Origin of the sequence: Nocardioides sp. NPDC059952, assembly GCF_042730435.1 — a bacterium.
Taxonomy (GTDB): Bacteria; Actinomycetota; Actinomycetes; order Propionibacteriales; family Nocardioidaceae; genus Nocardioides.
The window spans coordinates 79422-95542 of the sequence record NZ_JBHWLY010000002.1; the positions used below are offsets into that span (position 1 = coordinate 79422).

15 protein-coding genes are annotated in these 16121 nt (G+C 68.9%); 9 read left to right on the plus strand and 6 right to left on the minus strand.

Features of this window, described 5'->3' with window-relative positions; translation table 11 throughout:
• Positions 1-86 precede the first annotated feature (86 nt).
• Complete coding sequence (locus ACFV9G_RS01335) at positions 87-1268, plus strand: trans-sulfuration enzyme family protein (protein WP_378724190.1); 1182 nt, start codon at positions 87-89, stop codon at positions 1266-1268.
• A gap of 124 nt (positions 1269-1392) precedes the next feature.
• Complete coding sequence (locus ACFV9G_RS01340) at positions 1393-2097, plus strand: hypothetical protein (RefSeq protein WP_378724192.1); 705 nt, start codon at positions 1393-1395, stop codon at positions 2095-2097.
• A gap of 122 nt (positions 2098-2219) precedes the next feature.
• Here the strand turns inward: ACFV9G_RS01340 and ACFV9G_RS01345 are convergent, their stop codons facing one another.
• Positions 2220-3224: a 5'-3' exonuclease H3TH domain-containing protein gene (locus ACFV9G_RS01345; RefSeq protein ID WP_378724193.1), complete on the minus strand. Its 1005-nt coding sequence runs from the start codon at positions 3222-3224 to the stop codon at positions 2220-2222.
• A gap of 151 nt (positions 3225-3375) precedes the next feature.
• Here ACFV9G_RS01345 and ACFV9G_RS01350 point away from each other — a divergent pair, with 151 nt between their 5' ends.
• From ACFV9G_RS01350 to ACFV9G_RS01365, 4 genes are read left to right on the plus strand one after another with little or no spacing between them, the layout of a single operon-like run.
• Positions 3376-4836, plus strand: a complete 1461-nt coding sequence (locus ACFV9G_RS01350; RefSeq protein WP_378724195.1) for an FAD-linked oxidase C-terminal domain-containing protein — start codon at positions 3376-3378, stop codon at positions 4834-4836.
• Positions 4836-6002 (plus strand): FAD-binding oxidoreductase, encoded by a 1167-nt coding sequence (locus tag ACFV9G_RS01355; protein ID WP_378724197.1) that lies wholly within the window; start codon positions 4836-4838, stop codon positions 6000-6002. Before ACFV9G_RS01350 ends, ACFV9G_RS01355 begins: the two co-directional genes overlap by 1 nt.
• Entirely contained in the window at positions 6002-7330 is a 1329-nt protein-coding gene (glcF, locus tag ACFV9G_RS01360) for a glycolate oxidase subunit GlcF (protein WP_378724199.1), read from the plus strand. The genes ACFV9G_RS01355 and glcF overlap by 1 nt, the downstream gene beginning before the upstream one ends.
• 34 nt (positions 7331-7364) lie before the next feature.
• Entirely contained in the window at positions 7365-9047 is a 1683-nt protein-coding gene (locus ACFV9G_RS01365) for an L-lactate permease (RefSeq protein WP_378724201.1), read from the plus strand.
• Here ACFV9G_RS01365 and zwf read toward each other — a convergent pair.
• The 5 genes from zwf to ACFV9G_RS01390 form a co-directional block, all read right to left on the minus strand.
• Positions 9009-10478, minus strand: coding sequence for a glucose-6-phosphate dehydrogenase (zwf, locus tag ACFV9G_RS01370; RefSeq protein WP_378724202.1), 1470 nt, complete (start codon positions 10476-10478; stop codon positions 9009-9011). The two genes, ACFV9G_RS01365 and zwf, sit on opposite strands and share 39 nt — an antisense overlap.
• Positions 10479-10526: 48 nt before the next feature.
• On the minus strand, positions 10527-11117 hold the full coding sequence (locus tag ACFV9G_RS01375) for a GNAT family N-acetyltransferase (protein WP_378724204.1): 591 nt from the start codon (positions 11115-11117) through the stop codon (positions 10527-10529).
• The gene (locus ACFV9G_RS01380; protein ID WP_378724206.1) at positions 11114-11851 is read right to left on the minus strand and encodes a lasso peptide biosynthesis B2 protein; all 738 of its coding nucleotides are present in this window, start codon (positions 11849-11851) and stop codon (positions 11114-11116) included. The genes ACFV9G_RS01375 and ACFV9G_RS01380 overlap by 4 nt, the downstream gene beginning before the upstream one ends.
• Positions 11848-13716 carry an albusnodin/ikarugamycin family macrolactam cyclase gene (locus tag ACFV9G_RS01385; protein ID WP_378724208.1) on the minus strand — a complete coding sequence of 623 codons (1869 nt, stop codon included), beginning with the start codon at positions 13714-13716 and terminating at the stop codon, positions 11848-11850. Before ACFV9G_RS01385 ends, ACFV9G_RS01380 begins: the two co-directional genes overlap by 4 nt.
• A 92-nt stretch (positions 13717-13808) precedes the next feature.
• Positions 13809-13955, minus strand: a complete 147-nt coding sequence (locus ACFV9G_RS01390; RefSeq protein ID WP_378724210.1) for an albusnodin family lasso peptide — start codon at positions 13953-13955, stop codon at positions 13809-13811.
• A gap of 284 nt (positions 13956-14239) precedes the next feature.
• On the opposite strand from ACFV9G_RS01390, the gene ACFV9G_RS01395 reads away from it, so the two are divergent.
• From ACFV9G_RS01395 to ACFV9G_RS01405, 3 genes are read left to right on the plus strand one after another with little or no spacing between them, the layout of a single operon-like run.
• Positions 14240-14953, plus strand: a complete 714-nt coding sequence (locus ACFV9G_RS01395; RefSeq protein WP_378724212.1) for a helix-turn-helix domain-containing protein — start codon at positions 14240-14242, stop codon at positions 14951-14953.
• Positions 14884-15621, plus strand: coding sequence for a RibD family protein (locus ACFV9G_RS01400; protein ID WP_378724214.1), 738 nt, complete (start codon positions 14884-14886; stop codon positions 15619-15621). Before ACFV9G_RS01395 ends, ACFV9G_RS01400 begins: the two co-directional genes overlap by 70 nt.
• Positions 15618-16085: a dCMP deaminase gene (locus ACFV9G_RS01405; protein WP_378724216.1), complete on the plus strand. Its 468-nt coding sequence runs from the start codon at positions 15618-15620 to the stop codon at positions 16083-16085. The genes ACFV9G_RS01400 and ACFV9G_RS01405 overlap by 4 nt, the downstream gene beginning before the upstream one ends.
• Positions 16086-16121 lie beyond the last annotated feature (36 nt).

Genomic DNA, 16121 nt, shown 5'->3' on the forward strand with positions numbered 1-16121 from the left:
TGCTCGAAGATGTCAGTATCAGGGTCTCCTTGGGATCTTCGGCAATCAATCTGGCTTGATCTTGTGATTCCCGCCAGCATCGCTTCATGCCGATCGCGAACCCCCACCTCGACTCCCTCGCCGTCCACGCCGGACGGGACGACCTGGCGATGCTCGGCGTCCACGCCCTGCCGCTGGACCTGTCCTCGACGAATCCGCTTCCCGACATCGAGCGTGGCGGCGCGTCCTACGAGGCGATGGCGACCGGCGGTCATCCTCTCCCGGACGGCGGGGCCGTCTACCAGCGGCTGTGGAACCCCACCGTGGCGCGGTTCGAGTCGGCGCTGGCGCAGCTCGAGCAGGCCGAGACGTCGGTCGCGTACGCCTCGGGCATGGCGGCCATGACCGCAGCGATCATCGCGAGCACGTCCTTCAGCGGCAAGCGGCACGTCGTCGCCGTCCGGCCTCTCTACGGCGGTACGGACCACTTGCTCGCCTCCGGTCTGCTCGGTGTGGAGGCCACCTTCTGCGCCGAGGAAGAGGTCGCCGCCTCCGTGCGCGCTGATACTGCGCTGGTGGTCCTGGAGACCCCGGCCAACCCGACACTCGACCTCGTCGACATCGCCTCCGTCGTCGCGGCCGCCGGTGACGTACCGGTGCTCGTGGACAACACCTTCGCCACCCCGGTCCTGCAGAACCCGCTCACCCTCGGCGCGGCGATGTCGCTGCACAGCGCCACCAAGTACATCGGCGGCCACGGCGACGTCGTCGGTGGCGTGATCGCCTGCGGCGAGGAGAGCGCGGTGCTTCTTCGCCAGGTCCGGGCGGTCACCGGCGGCCTCCTGCACCCCCTCGGCGCCTACCTCCTGCACCGCGGCCTCGCCACCCTCCCGACCCGCATCCGCGCCCAGCAGGCCGCCGCCATCGAGATCGCCGCGTGGCTGGAGTCGCACCGGGAGGTCGAGCACGTCTACTTCCCGGGCTGCGAGGATGATCGTGGCCTCGTCGGGAAGCAGATGACCGGCCCGGGCGCCATGATCGCGATCGCGCTGCGCGGCGGGTACGAAGCCGCCGCCCGCCTCACCTCCTCGGTCCAGCTCTTCACCCACGCCGTCTCCCTCGGCGGAGTCGACTCCCTCGTCCAGCACCCCGCCGGCCTCACCCACCGTCCCGTCGCGGCCAACGCCAAACCGTCGGCCAACCTCGTACGCCTCTCGATCGGCCTGGAGAACCCCGAGGACCTGATGACCGACCTCGACCGCGCCCTCTCCGATACCCCCGGTTACTGAGGGACCGTTCGTACGCCACGTACTCGCACTGCGTGCCGAATACTCGGTACCTGGCCTCGGGGTCCCGCACCAGCGTTCTCCGGGGAGGAGCGTCGACTCACTTCTACAGCCCAGGGGAGGCGCCATGACGCAGAACGCGAAGGGGAATGTCGAAGCTCCGACCGATCTCCAGAAGCCGGAGCCTGTCGAGGAGACTCCGGCGGTGCAGAGCCCGCCAGCAGTGGGCAAGTGGCCATGGCAGGTCTCGGCGGCCATCGCTGCGGTCGCGCTGATCGCTGTGCTCGTGGTCCTGACGTTCGGCTGGATGTACATCGTCCAGCACAGCGAGGCACAGGAGCAGGAAGACTGGGAGCAGCTGCTCGGCATCATCGACCGGGTCCAGAACATCGCGCTGTTCGTGCTCGGTGCGCTCCTCGGGGTGTCGGTGACCGGCGCCGCAGCGAAAGGCGCCGCGAGCGCTGCCGACCAGAACAAGAAGGAAGCCGAGAAGCAGCACGACGCGGCCATGCAGAACATGCAGGCAGCGGAGAACAACATGAAGGTAGCGGAGCTCGCCGTACGTGACACCCGCGCCGCCGCGTCGGAGCTCGCCGTGCAGATCGACCGAGTGAAGTCCGGCTCCGGCCAAGACGTGCTCGACCGGATCGGCGAGGACATTCAGGTTCTCGACCTGTCCCAGACCGACTCGATCGACGCGCTGAGCGAGCTCGGCCTGAACGGGGCCGGTCGATACGTGGTGCTTCCGCAGTCGAGCCTGGACGCCGTACGCGCACCCGACACGCGCGAAGCCGAGAAGCTGGTCGCCGACCTTCAGGACCGGTGGGCCTGAGCCAACCGCGCCCCTCGACGCCGTGCGTGACCTGATCGGTCGGCGGGTTCCGGCTGCGTCGCAAGTCTGGCTCGGGGTTCGGTGATTCTCGGTGAGGCCATGGCGACCTCGGATCTAGGGGTCTAGGAGACCGTCGAGGCGGGATTGGTGCTCAGCACCCGCTGCGCGACCGCGGTGGTCGCCTCGACACCGAGGAAGCCGACGACGCGGGTGACGCGGTCGATGTCGAGGGGGAGGAGGCCGGGGGTGCCGGGGATGTCGGGGGTGAGGCGGAGGTCGAGGTCCTCGCGGCACGACATCATCCGCAGGTTGAAGTCGTAGCGCTCCCGGGCGCCGGGCGCGGAGAGGGCTCGGACGACGCGCGGGGCGATGCGGCGTACGCCGGTGTCGGCGGCCCACGCGTCGAGGACCTCGGTCACCTTCTGCCCGTGGTTGTCACAGATGTCGGACCAGACGCCCTCCATCGGGCCCACCTGGTCGAGCAGGGCCGCCGCCGTCTTCTCGCCGATGCCGCTCACGCCCGGCAGGTTGTCGCTCGCGTCGCCACGCAGGGCCGCGAACTCGAGATAGCGGGAGGCCGGGACGCCGTACATCGCATAGAGGCGAGCGGGGTTGAGCAGCGGAGAGCCGTTGATCCCACCGTTGATCAGCCGCAGCACCTTGGTGTGCGAGCTGATCAGCGCGAACGCGTCGCGATCGGAGGTGATCACGACGCAGTCCCACCCGTTGCGGCCGGCCCACGCGGCACCGGAGGCGTTGACGTCGTCGGCCTCGAGGCCCGGGGGAGTGACGGTCGCGAGGCCGAGGGCATCGAGCATCGCCCCGGCCCGCTCGAGCTGCTCGACCAGGAGCGGGTCCTTCTCGGCGCGCCCCGCCTTGTAGTCGGGATAGGCGTCGCGGCGTACGGACGCGGTGCGGTCGTCGAGGCCGAAGAGCACCGCATCAGGAGCGAAGGCGTCGATCGAGTCGAGGATCTGCCGCAGCATGCCGTGCAGCGCCCAGGCGGGCCGGCCGGCACGGTCGATCATGCGGGTGTGCGCACGGGCGTGATGGTTGCGGTGCAGCAGCGACGGTGCGTCGACGACGAGCAGGAGGCGGCGGGCGCTGGGTGGGCTGGTCATCGACATCGTGCTCATCGTAGGGGGTGGCCTCCGCCGAGGAAATTGGTGACCGGAGTCACACGAACCCATTGCCCCGACACCCTTCATCCTCTAGCCTTCCATTGGGTAGAAGGAAGCTTCCACGATACGAAATCCTGGAGAAGCGGATGAACCTGCCATGACACCGCTGCAGAGACTGACCGCGACGGCACGAGCGCTCCTCCCCGATGACGGCGTGATCACCGACCCCGCCCGGCTGCGGACGTACGAGTGCGACGGGCTGGCCCACTACCGGGTGACTCCCGCGCTCGTCGTGATCCCGGAGACCGCCGAGCAGCTGGCCGAGATCGTGCGGTGCTGTGCCGAGCAGCAGATCCCGTACGTCGCCCGCGGCTCCGGCACGGGGCTCTCGGGCGGCAGCCTGCCCCATGCCGAGGGCGTACTGGTGGTCACCTCGCGGCTGCGGGCCATCAAGGAGGTCCGGAGAGAGGACCAGCGCGCGGTGGTCGAGCCCGGCGTCATCAACCTCGACGTGACCCGCGCGGCGACCCCGGAGGGCTACTACTACGCGCCGGACCCCTCGAGCCAGCAGATCTGCTCGATCGGTGGCAACGTCGCGGAGAACTCCGGCGGTGCCCACTGCCTCAAGTACGGCTTCACCACCAATCACGTGCTCGGCGCCGAGTTCGTCACCGCCGCCGGTGACCGCGTACGTCTCGGCGGGGACGCTCCCGACAGCCCCGGCTACGACCTGCTCGGTGCCGTCGTCGGGTCGGAGGGCACGCTCGGGATCGTCACGGAGGTGACGGTGCGGCTGGTGCGGCTGCCGGAGAAGGTGGTCACCCTGCTGGTGGGCTTCGACTCCACCGACCGCGCCGGCGCCGCGGTGTCCGCGATCATCGCGGCCGGCATCGTACCGGCGGCGATCGAGATGATGGACGCGCTCGCGATCGAGGCCGCCGAGGCCGCGGTGCACTGCAACTATCCAGACGGCGCGGGCGCGGTGCTGGTCATCGAGCTGGACGGCCCGGCCGCCGAGGTGGATGCGGAGTACGCCGACGTGGTCAGGTTCTGCGAGGAGACCGGAGCCTTCGAGACCCGCACCGCGAAGACCCCCGAGGAGCGGGTCCTGATCTGGAAGGGCCGCAAGTCCGCCTTCGCCGCCGTCGGCCGAATCAGCCCCGACTACATCGTGCAGGACGGCGTGATCCCGCGGACCGCGCTGCCGGAGGTGCTGCGCGCGATCGCCGAGCTCTCCGAGCGCTCCGGCGTACGCGTCGCCAACGTCTTCCACGCCGGCGACGGCAACCTGCATCCGCTGGTGCTCTTCGACGACGCCGTGCCCGGGGCCGGCGACGCCGCCGAGGAGGTCAGCCGCGGGATCCTCGACCTGTGCCTGCAGCACGGCGGCTCCATCACCGGAGAGCACGGGGTCGGTGCCGACAAAGCGGCCCACATGCCGAAGATGTACGCCGCCGACGACCTCGACACGATGCAGCTGGTCCGGTGCGCCTTCGACCCGGACCGGATCTCCAACCCGGGCAAGATCTTCCCGACGCCACGGCTGTGCGGTGAGCGTCCGGGTCGACGGCAGGGTGCGCATCCGCTCCAGGAGGCCGGCGTGGCGGAGGTGTTCTGATGTCCGACATCACCATCTCCGGGGTCGCGCCGGGACGGATCGAGCGCCCGGCGAGCACTGCCGAGGTCGCCGAAGTCATGCGCGCCGCGGCGGCCGCAGGGGAGTCCGTGGTCCCGACCGGAGCCGGCACCAAGCTGAGCTGGGGCAACCCACCCGCCTCGGCCGACATCCTGCTCGACCTCTCCGCGCTCGACCAGGTGAACGAGCACGCCTCCGGTGACCTGATCGCCACCGCAGGGGCCGGGACACCCTTGGCCCGGCTGAAGGAGCACGTCGCCGCGGCCGACCAGCGCCTCGCCCTCGACGAGACGGTCCCCGGCACTACCGTCGGCGGTGCCCTGGCGACCAACACCAGCGGCCCGCTGCGGATGCTCGCCGGCACCATGCGCGACCTGCTCATCGGCGTGACGATGGTCCGCGCCGACGGGGTTGTCGCCAAGGCCGGCGGCAAGGTCGTCAAGAACGTCGCCGGCTACGACGTCGGCAAGCTCCTGGTCGGCTCGTACGGCACGCTCGCGGTGGTCACCGAGGCGACCTTCCGGCTCCACCCGGTCCCACAGACCCGCCGCTGGGTGAGCGTCGCCGCGCGCGACGCCGCGCACGCCGCCGAGCTCACCCAGGCGGTCCTGCACTCCCAGACGGTGGCCTCGGCTCTGGAGGTGGACGCCACCGCCGGCGGGGTGCGGGTCGACGTCCTGGTCGAGGGACGCCCGGAGGGCGTGGCGGGGCGTACGGCCGTCCTGACCGAGCTGCTCCCAGGCGCCGAGACCAGCGAGGCACCGCCCGTCGGCTGGGGCCGCTACCCCTGGGACGACACCGCCGACACGCACCTCGGGATCAAGGTGACCTTCCGGCTCTCCGGCCTCGCCGATGTCATCCGGGCCGCGGGCGATCTCGGACTGCGGGGCTCGGCCGGCGTCGGCGTCGCGTACGTCGCCGTCCCGGCCGACCGCGACATCACCGAGATCCAGGCGACGCTCGCGAGGCTGCGCGAGACCACCGCACGCCACGGCGGCAGTGCCGTGGTCCTCGACGCTCCCGGCGAGATCAAGCGGCAGCTGGACCTGTGGGGACCGGTCCCGGCCCTGGAGCTGATGCGCCGGGTCAAGGACGAGTTCGACCCCGACCACCGGCTCAGCCCGGGCCGCTTCGTAGGAGGAATCTGATGACGGACATCGACATCCGGAACCTGGGCGCCTTCGACGAACACAACCCGCCCGACCAGCAGCTGCTCGACGACTGCGTGCACTGCGGCTTCTGCCTGCCGACCTGTCCCACCTACCTGCTGTGGGGCGAGGAGATGGACTCCCCACGCGGGCGGCTCTACCTGATGAAGGAGGGCCTCGAGGGCGATCCGATGTCGGACTCGATGGTGCAGCACTGGGACAACTGCCTGGGCTGCATGTCGTGTGTGACGGCCTGCCCCTCGGGCGTCCGCTACGACACCCTCATCGAGCAGACCCGCGCCCAGGTCGAGCGCAACCACGTGCGTACGCCCCAGGAGAAGGCGCTGCGCAACCTGATCTTCGCGATCTTCCCGCACCCCAGACGGCTCCGGGCGGTGCGCGGCCCGCTCCGGCTGCTGCAGCGCACCGGCCTGGACCGTCGCCTGCGCCGGACCGGCCTGCTCGACCGGATGGCGCCGCACCTGGCCGCGATGGAACGGCTCACCCCGACCATCACCTCCGCCGAGACGCTGCCCGAGCTCGTGCCGGCGGTGGGGGAGCGGCGTGCGGTGGTCGGCATGCTCACCGGCTGCGTACAGGGCGCGTTCTTCCCGGGCGTCAACGCCGCCACGGCCCGGGTGCTCGCCGCTGAGGGCTGCGACGTGGTCATCCCGCCCGACCAGGGCTGCTGCGGCGCGCTCTCGGTGCACAACGGTCGTGAGCGGGAGGCCCAGGCGTACGCACGCCGGATCATCGACGCGTTCGAGGACGCCGGCGTCGAGCAGATCGTCATCAACGCCGCCGGCTGCGGCTCGACGCTGAAGGACTACGCCCGGCTGCTCGCCGACGATCCGGCGTACGCAGCCAAGGCCGCGGCGTTCGAGGGCAGGGTCCGTGACATCGCCGAGATCCTCGACGAGCTCGGCCCGGTCGCCGAACGTCACCCGCTCGACCTCACCATCGCCTACCACGATGCCTGCCACCTCGCCCACGCCCAGGGCGTACGCACCCAGCCGCGGGCGCTGCTGAGAGGCATCCCCGGCATCGAGCTGCGCGAGATCGCCGAGGGCGAGATCTGCTGCGGCTCGGCCGGCATCTACAACATCCTCAACCCCGAGCCCGCCCGCGAGCTGGGCGAGCGCAAGGCGCGCAACATCGTCGCCACCGGCGCCGAGGTGCTCGTCACCGCCAACCCGGGCTGTCTGCTCCAGGTCGCCTCGGCGATCACCGCGCAGGGACATCAGCTCGGCATGGCCCATCTCGTCGAGGTGCTCGACGCCTCGATCAGCGGCTCCTCACCCGAAGGGCTGCGCACCCGCACCATCTGACTCTCATCTCCCACACTCGACCCTCGGAGTCGCCATGTTTGAGCCAGTAGCCGACCAGGTCGGCGGATCGTTAGTCCTCAGCGCCCTGTGCGGCGCCCTGCCACTGATCACCATGTTCGTCCTTCTCGGCGGGCTCAGGATGAAGGCCTGGCGGGCCGGCATCATCTCGCTGGTCGTCGCCCTCGTCGTCGCCGTCGCTCTCTTCGAGATGCCGGCCGACGACGCCATCCTGTCCGCTGCCCAGGGCGCCCTGTTCTCGGGCTTCTTCCCGATCATGTGGATCGTCATCAACGCGGTCTTCGTCTACAACCTCACCGTGCACACCGGTCACTTCGACGTGCTGCGCCGGGCGTTCAGCAAGATCAGCGACGACCAGCGGATCCAGGCGCTGATCATCGCCTTCTGCTTCGGCGCGCTGCTGGAGGCGCTGGCCGGGTTCGGTACGCCCGTCGCGATCACCGTGGTCATGCTGATGGCGATGGGTTTCAAGCCGGTCAAGGCAGCTGCGGTCGCACTGATCGCCAACACCGCCCCGGTGGCGTACGGCGCGATGGCCTCGCCCATCAACGCGCTCTCAGACCAGACCGGCTTCAGCGTCGAGACGCTGGGGGCGATGGTGGGCCGCCAGACCCCGGTCCTGGCGGTTCTCGTGCCGCTCATCCTGGTCTTCGTGGTCGACGGCAGGCGTGGTCTCAGGCAGACCTGGATCCCGGCGCTGCTCTGCGGCATCGGCTTCGGCATCGCCCAGTTCGTGGCCTCGAACTACATCTCCGTGCCGCTGGCCGACATCATCGCCTCACTCTTCTCCGTCCTGGTCGTCGTCGGCCTGCTGCGGGTGTGGCAGCCGCGGGAGAAGGTCTACGCCGAGTCGCTGGTCGGGGCCGCTGCGGCAACCTCCGCCGGCTCTGGGTCCGGCACTGGGTCAGGCGCCCCGGCGGGCACCGGCGACGGAGAGGTGCGAGACAGCAGCAGAGAGGTCTTCAAGGCCTTCCTGCCGTACATGATCATCGTGGTGATCTTCGTGATCGTCAGCATCCCCGCGATCAAGGACGCGCTGGCCCACCCGCCGTTCACCCTCTCCGGGACCGACTACACCCCCACGGTGATCTTCCCGGGCCTCGACGACGTCGCCGGTGCCCAGGGTGGCTTCAAGTTCGACTGGTTCCCGGCCGCCGGCACGATGCTCCTGATCTCGGGCATCCTCACCGCGATCTGCCTCCGGATCCGGCCGGACGCGGTCGCCAGGACGTACGGCGCGACCTATCGGCAGCTGGCTCCGGCCATCGTCACCGTGATGGCTGTGCTCGGCCTGGCGTACGTCATGAACTTCTCCGGTCAGACCGGCTCGATCGGTGCTTGGCTGGCCGGCGCCGGCAGTGCGTTCGCGATCCTCTCGCCGATCCTCGGCTGGCTCGGTGTGGCCGTGACCGGCTCGGACACCTCGTCCAACGCCCTCTTCGGGCTCCTGCAGGTGACCACCGCGAAGGAGGCGGGGCTCGATCCGGTGCTGATGGCCGCCTCGAACTCGTCCGGTGGCGTGCTCGGCAAGATGGTCAGCCCGCAGAACCTCGCCATCGCCGCAGCCGCGGTAGGCATGGCCGGCAAGGAGGGCGAGATCTTCCGCAAGGTCTTCGGCTGGAGCATCGCCATGCTGGCCTTCATGTGCGTCCTGGTCGCCCTACAGTCGACCCCGGTGCTCGGCTGGATGGTCCCGTGACGTCCGGCCCAGCCGCCAGCCGCCGATCGGCAGCTCGAGCGCCGACTCCGGCCCCCAGGATCCCTGCGGGTAACCCTCCACGGCGGGCCGATGCTCGAGCACCGGCTGGCAGATCTCCCACAGCCGTTCCACCTCGCGGGCACTGGTGAACAGGGTCCGGTCGCCGTTCATGACGTCGAGGATGAGCCGCTCGTAGGCCTCCAGCGGCCCGGAGTCCGGCGCGTCACCGGCGAGATCGAGGCGGAAGACGGCATCGGTCAACGCCATGCCGGGGCCGGGCCGCTTGGCCCGGACCTCGATCTCGATCCGGGGGTCGTCGCTGAGCTCGATCACCAGCTCGTTGGGCTCGGTCGCACCAGGATCCGCCGCCTGCAGCCACCGGTGTCGCGGGTCGATGAACCGGATCGTGATCGTCCGCCGTCCGGCGGCGAGCGCCTTGCCGGTGCGAAGGTAGAACGGCACCCCGCGCCAGCGGTCGTTGTCGATCCACGCCTCGATGGCGACGTACGTCTCCACGTCGGACTCGGCGGCGACGTCGGGCTCCTCGCGATAGCCGTCGTACTGCCCGAAGACCACGCGCTCGGGGTCCAGCGGCCGCACGGCCGCGAAGGCGGCGGCCTTCGCCGCGCGGATCGCGCCCTCCCGGAAGGCGTGCGGGTCCTCCATCGCCACGAACCCGAGCAGCTGGCACAGGTGGGTGGTGACCATGTCGCGCAGGCAGCCGGTGCCCTCGTAGAAGCTGCCGCGCCCGGTGACGGTGAGCTTCTCCGGTACGTCGATCTGCACCGACTCGATGCTGTGCCGGTTCCACGCGGGCTCGAAGAGACCGTTGGCGAAGCGCAGCGCCAGCAGGTTCTGCACGGCCTCCTTCCCGATGAAGTGGTCGATCCGGAAGATCTGCTTCTCGTCGAACGCCTCGCTGAGCACGGCATCGAGCTCGCGCGCCGAGGCGAGGTCGGTCCCGAACGGCTTCTCCGCGACCAGCCGGCTGCGGGCGTTCAGCCCCTCCCGGGCCAGCATCCCGACCATCGGCTCCACCGCCTGCGGCGGCACGGAAAGATAGAGAAGACGCTGTACGTCGCCCACCGTCTGCCCGCTCGCCAGCGCCAGCCGATCCTCGGCCTCGTGCACCGCCTCGGCCAGGTCTGTGCCGTCCTCGGCGGAGGAGGGTACGAACCTGATCCGCTCCAGCAGCGGCCCGGCCACCGTCTCGTCAACCTCCCCGACGAACTCCTTCAGCGCCTGGTGCACGTGGCTCCGGAAATCCTCATCGGTCCCCGGCGAGCGCCGCCCGCTGCCGATGATCGCGAGCTGATCCGGAAGCCGCTTCGCCAGGGCGAGCCGGTACAGCCCAGGGAACAGTTTCCGCGCGGCCAGGTCACCTGTCGCGCCGAAGAGGACGAGTACGTGCGGGGCTGGTTTGGTGGACACATGCCCAGTCTCGCACTCGTGGTGGCGTCTGGACCGTGACGTCGATCGTTAGAGGCGGTCGCCGAGCACAGCAGCTTCTACGAGGCGGGGACCGGCGTAGTCCTCTGGCACGGCGTCCATGAGGATCTCGTCGGCGGGCCGGCCGAGCCACCACGCAGATCGTCGTCGTGTGCCGATGACCTTGAAGCCGGCCTTCTCGTACGCGCGGACCCCTGCCGTGTTCTCGGCAATCACGGACAGATAGACGGACCGGAGCTGGGCGAGGTGGAATGCCCAGTCGAGCACCAGCGTGGTTGCAGTGGTGCCGATTCCGCGGCCGCGGGCGGTCTCCTCGCCGAGGTAGATGAAGAACTCGGCGGTGCCGTAGCGGTGGTCCAGCGCCAGAGATGAGCTGCCCACCGGGTCCCACTCTCCGCCGTCTGTCTCTTGGTAGATGGTGAATCGCGCCTGGGAGTCAGAGTGACGCAGTTGCGAGTCCAAGCCGGCTGTACGCTCCGACAATGTCTCGGCGCCGAGCCTGCCGTATCCGGCCATGACTCGCAGGCTTGACTCCCACCTCCAGTAGGCCTCGGCCAGGTCGGCGCGGAGCGGTCCGAGCCCGACTCCGTCGTGGGTCAACCACATGTTTGAGTTGGTCATGTCGCGCTCCTTGGGTGGTCGAGGTGTTCGGGGATTGTGCGCAGGATCGTGTAGCGGCTGGTGGATTCGGGTTCGGCAGCCGCGACGCCGGTGCCGCAGGATCGCACCTGCACCCAGGCGTGGAGCCTGACGGGGTCGGAGGCGCCACCGTGACACCACGTGACCGATCGGCCGAGAAGCGCCAGAGCCACTGTGGTCGCGACCGACTCTTCCAGGCATGCGACACGCCCAGGGAACCAGCGTCCCATCCGCCTGATGTTAAGAACACTTCGTTCGGCTTCGCTGAGGGTCGCAGCGGGGAGGGGGAGGAGGCCGACGCCGCTGAGAAGAGTGGTCAGGCGCCGCATCGTCTGCGCCCGGTGTCCGAGTGCCTTGAGGAGGAGGACGGCCGCGAGGGCTGTCGCCGAGGCGACGACTTCCACAGGCGTCGGGTAGACGCCCTCGACCGCCGGGAGGCCGGCCTCGCTTTCGTCGGCCCCGAACGAAAGCGCGGCAGGGTCGCCAGGTACGACACGCACGAACAGGGTGTCACTGCTGCGCCGCCCGAGCGCTTCGCGGAGGCGATCTGTGAGGAGATCGTCAGGGTCGGGCGACCCAGCACCGACCTGTTCCCTCTCGCGTTCTGTGCAGAACAGGCGGACCAGACCGGTGCGGTAGTCGACCACGAGGGTGGTGTCGCTGAAGCGGCAGGCGTACAGGTCCGGGCCGCGAGACGGAATGGTCGTGGTCGTCATGAGCTCACCTCAGCTGGGATCGCTTGCCGGTCCCACCTGACGATCTCGGTCCGCTCCAGCGCGCGCAGCCAGCTCTCTAGGCTGAGTGCGGCGTCGAGCTGTGGCATGCAGACGGCCGCCCCGGTGGCCCCGGCTGCGCCTGCACGGATCGAGGCCCGTAGCGCGTCCGTGTAGACGAGCCCGAGGTCGCTCAGACGTCCGTCGGCGAGGTCGAGCAGAGCGGACAGGTTCGTCCGTAGCCCCGCGAAGTAGTCCGATGCGAAGTTGCCCTTGGTGGTCCTGGCTGCCAGGCCAGGCGGGTAGACGTTCGCTAGTGCTTCCCGGATCTGCGGCTTGTACTCGCTCGGGCGGGGCATCGCGGCGACTGGCACGCTCAGCACAACGGCCAGGACGCGGGAGTCGACGAACGGGTTGTGCAGGGGCACGCCATGATGGGCGGCCAGTTGGCCGTCGGAGTGAGCTGTCCTGCCGACCTCTACCGCGTCGTGGACGATTGCGTGCGCCGTAAGCGCACCACGGGCGTGCGGTAGCGCAGGGGCCGCGTTCGCCAGCGACGCCGCACAGAGACCGGCGTGCCTGGTCACCCACGGCGGCGGTGCCGCGACTGTCAGCCATGCGCTGGCCGCGGCACGCTCGGACTTGGTCGCGTGACCGGAGTGCCACCACGCTGCACTTGCTGCCAGCCCCTGTGCCGGTGTGTGGCGGAGAAGGTCTGTGGCCGCGCGGAGAATCTCTGCCGGAGCCGTACGCCGCAGCCTGGCGAGTCGGCGGGCTTCAGCTGCTGCGGCGGCGAACCGATGATGAGCAATCGCGTCCGCGATCCACGCGACCGACGTCATCAACACCGTGTCGCCACCGTCGCCGGTCAGGTGGCAGTCGGTGGCGGTGCGCTCCTGCATCGCATCGAGCTGGAACACGAACCTGGCGTAGGCCCTGGCCGACGGTGCGGGCTCATCAGTCACTGGCAGGCCGTCAAGATGGCCGTAGGGGAGATGAGCACCGCCGAGAGCGAGCAGATGGTGTCCGACGCCCGGATGCTCGGCAGCCCGCAGCGCGTGAGCTAGGTCGCCCATGGGCGCCCCGGGAGCGTAGGCAGAGGGTTCGTGGACCGTGAATGCCGAGATTCTCCGCCCGCTCGGGACCAGGGCCCCCGCGGCGAGAAGCGTGAGCGCGGTTGAGTCAAGGCCACCGGAGAGGTCGGCGCTCGGGGCGGTCGCATCGTTGACCCGCGTCTGGACCGCGGCAGTGAGTTCGCCACGAAGACCAGTCGGCCCGCTCGGTGCGGAGCCATGTCGTTCTCCCGCCACCCACGTGCGGCTGCGCCACGCCGCTCCGTTGCGGCCGAACGTGTAGCGGTGACCGGGAAGGACGACGTGTACGCCGTCGAAGTATGTGCGATCCCCGAAGAGTCTCGGCGTTCCTGGCGCATGGAGCTCGCCGGCGATCCGCTCGATGTCGAGAGAGTGCTCGCCCTGGCCGGTCAACCCGGCGAGGCAGCGCGCTGAGGTTGCCCAGTAAAGGCCCTCGTCGGCGTGGCAGGTGTAGATCGGGACGGCGGTTGCCAGGTCGGACCAGATCGAGAGGTGCGTCTCGGTCTCCTCGATCACGGTGTAGGCGCCGGGCCACCGCCAAGTCACGTCGTCAGGGACAGCGCCTTTGGCAACGGCCGCGAGGTCCGACTCAACAACCGAGGCGGTGCCGATGAGTATCAGGTCACTCACGTCTCCCGTGACCAACCGGTACTGCGGTGCAGGAGCGCCACTGAGTTCGTCCACGACCCAGACGATCGATGTCCCTCGGGCAGCGATCCGGCGTGCCCCTCGCGGGGTGCGGGACAAGGAGCGGTCGCCGAAGTAGCCAGCCATCCAGAACATGCTCAACCTCGTTTCGTGAAGGGACGCGAATGTGGACGGGGGAGGGCCTGCATGGCAGGCCCTCCCGATGCCGGGTAGGGGGGTCAGTTGTACTGACGACGCTTGTCCTCGCTACCGGAGCCGCCACTGCCCAGAGTGAGCTCGGCCGCGTCGCCGAGCTCGATCACCTCCAGATTCCGGCCCGCCTTGTTGGCATGCTCGAGGGGCTGAGTCATGTCGTCCTGGTTCATGTCGATCTCCTTGTGTGATTGAGGTGCCCTTCACCGACCATTTCCCGACGAACGGGGTCCAGCACGGACGCTTGCTCGCCCGAGACACGTGGACTTGGGCTAGCGTTGTTCCGTCGACTCGTGCCTTCGAGTCCGGTTGGTGCAGGTGCATTTTCTGCTGATCTCCAGTCAACGCGAGGCAGCGCGCGGTGGACATGGCGTCGGTGCTGCACTGTTGTCGCATCTGTGCAGCGTTGTCTCAGGAGTCGTCGCTCAGCAGGGTCATCTCGGGTGTGGGAGGGTGGATGTCACGGCGAAGTGAATTCGCTCGCCAGCGAAGGCTCGCCGGCTTCTCACAGGAGCGCTTGGCCGATGCGATGAAGGTCGACCGCTCCACGATCGCCCGTTGGGAGGCGGGCGAAGCCACGCCACTCGCGACGTTCCGACCCCAGCTCGCAAGCCTGCTCAACGTCTCGGCAGTCGAACTCGAGGAGATGCTCGCCCAAGACCCCGGGACTTCGGCCGGCGACGGCCGTCCGTCGCCGCCCCAACTGGTGATCAGCGGTAGCCGTTCCCCTGGATGCGACAACGATCTGCTTGACGAGACGGTGGCCGCGCTCTCACGGTTCGTGGCGTTCTCGGGTGTTGTCGTGAATCACGGACCTGTAGGGATCGGTATCGAGGTCGTCACCTACGTTGCTGACCAGTTCCGCCCGGCCGGGTTCTCGACGAGCACGGCCCGGTTCGGTCGCGAGAACGTCGTTCACGGATCGGACCTCATGATCGTCGTCGGCGGCGCATCCGGCACCGCGATCGAGGTGACCATCGCCCGGGCCCTTGGCATTCCGGTCCTGCCGTACGGTCCCAGCGGCGGCACTGCCGCACGTACGCTGGAGTCGCTGCTGGCAACGGATCGGACTGGCAGCGGCCGCATCGGCGAACTCGCCCGGTGCACGACACCCGCCGAGTTCACAGCCCTCATCGAGCGCACAATGCACGAGATTGGAACCCCGCTTTGAGTCGTCCGTACGTCCTACTGTCCGTTGCAGCGTCCCTGGACGGCTACATCGATGACGCCAGTCCCGATCGCCTGCTCTTGTCGAATGACGAGGACTTCGACCGGGTCGACGATGTGCGAGCGAGCGTCGACGCGATTCTGGTCGGCGCCAACACCATCCGGGCAGACAACCCTCGCCTGATGGTTCGCTCCGATGAGCGCCGCGACAAGCGAGTGGCAGACGGAAAGGCGGCGACACCGATCAAGGTCACGATCACCAATGCCGGCGACCTCGACGCTGACGCGAAGTTCTTCGCAACCGGCGACGTCGGCAAGATCGTCTACACCACCGACTCGTCATCCGCCGGACTCGCTGAGCGGCTCGTAGACGTAGCAACAGTCGTTGGAGTCGGGCCCACTGTCAACGCTGGGGCGATCCTCGACGACCTCGGATCACGTGGCGTTGAACGACTCATGGTCGAAGGCGGTGGGACCGTCCATACGATGTTCCTCACCTCGGGTCTCGTCGACGAGGTCCATCTGGTGTTCGCTCCGTTCCTTGTCGGCGACACGTCGGCGCCGCGCTTCGTCAACGCGGGCGCCTTCCCGCAAGACCCCAGCCACCGCATGCGCCTCGCCGAGACCCGCCAGATCGGTGACTGCGTACTCCTTCGTTACCTCCCGCGATGACTACGACACAAGACGCTTCCGACCTCGACCGCGTGTTGTTGATTCGTGCGATCGAGCTCGCCGAGCGGTGCCCGCCCTCGACCACTGCATTCTCCGTCGGGGCGCTCATCGCTGCACCTGACGGTGCCGTGCTCAGCGAAGGCTGGTCCCGCAAAGACGATCCGCACGAGCATGCTGAGGAGGCTGCGCTCGCTGCGCTGCCACGCGGCACTCAGCTTGTCGGCACGACGATCTACACATCTCTCGAGCCATGCAGCACCCGGGCTTCACGACCTGTGACCTGCACCCAGCACATCCTCAATGCGGGCATCCCGAGGATCGTGTATGCGTGGCGTGAGCCATCGACGTTCGTGGACTGCATAGGTGCGGAGACGCTTGCCGCAGCGGGCCGTGCCGTCATTCAGATCCCTGATCTTTCCGTCCTGGCACGTCAACCCAACCGTCATCTACTCGATGTCGAGTAGCGGCGGGACCTTTGGAACGACCTGACGTGCCCGTTC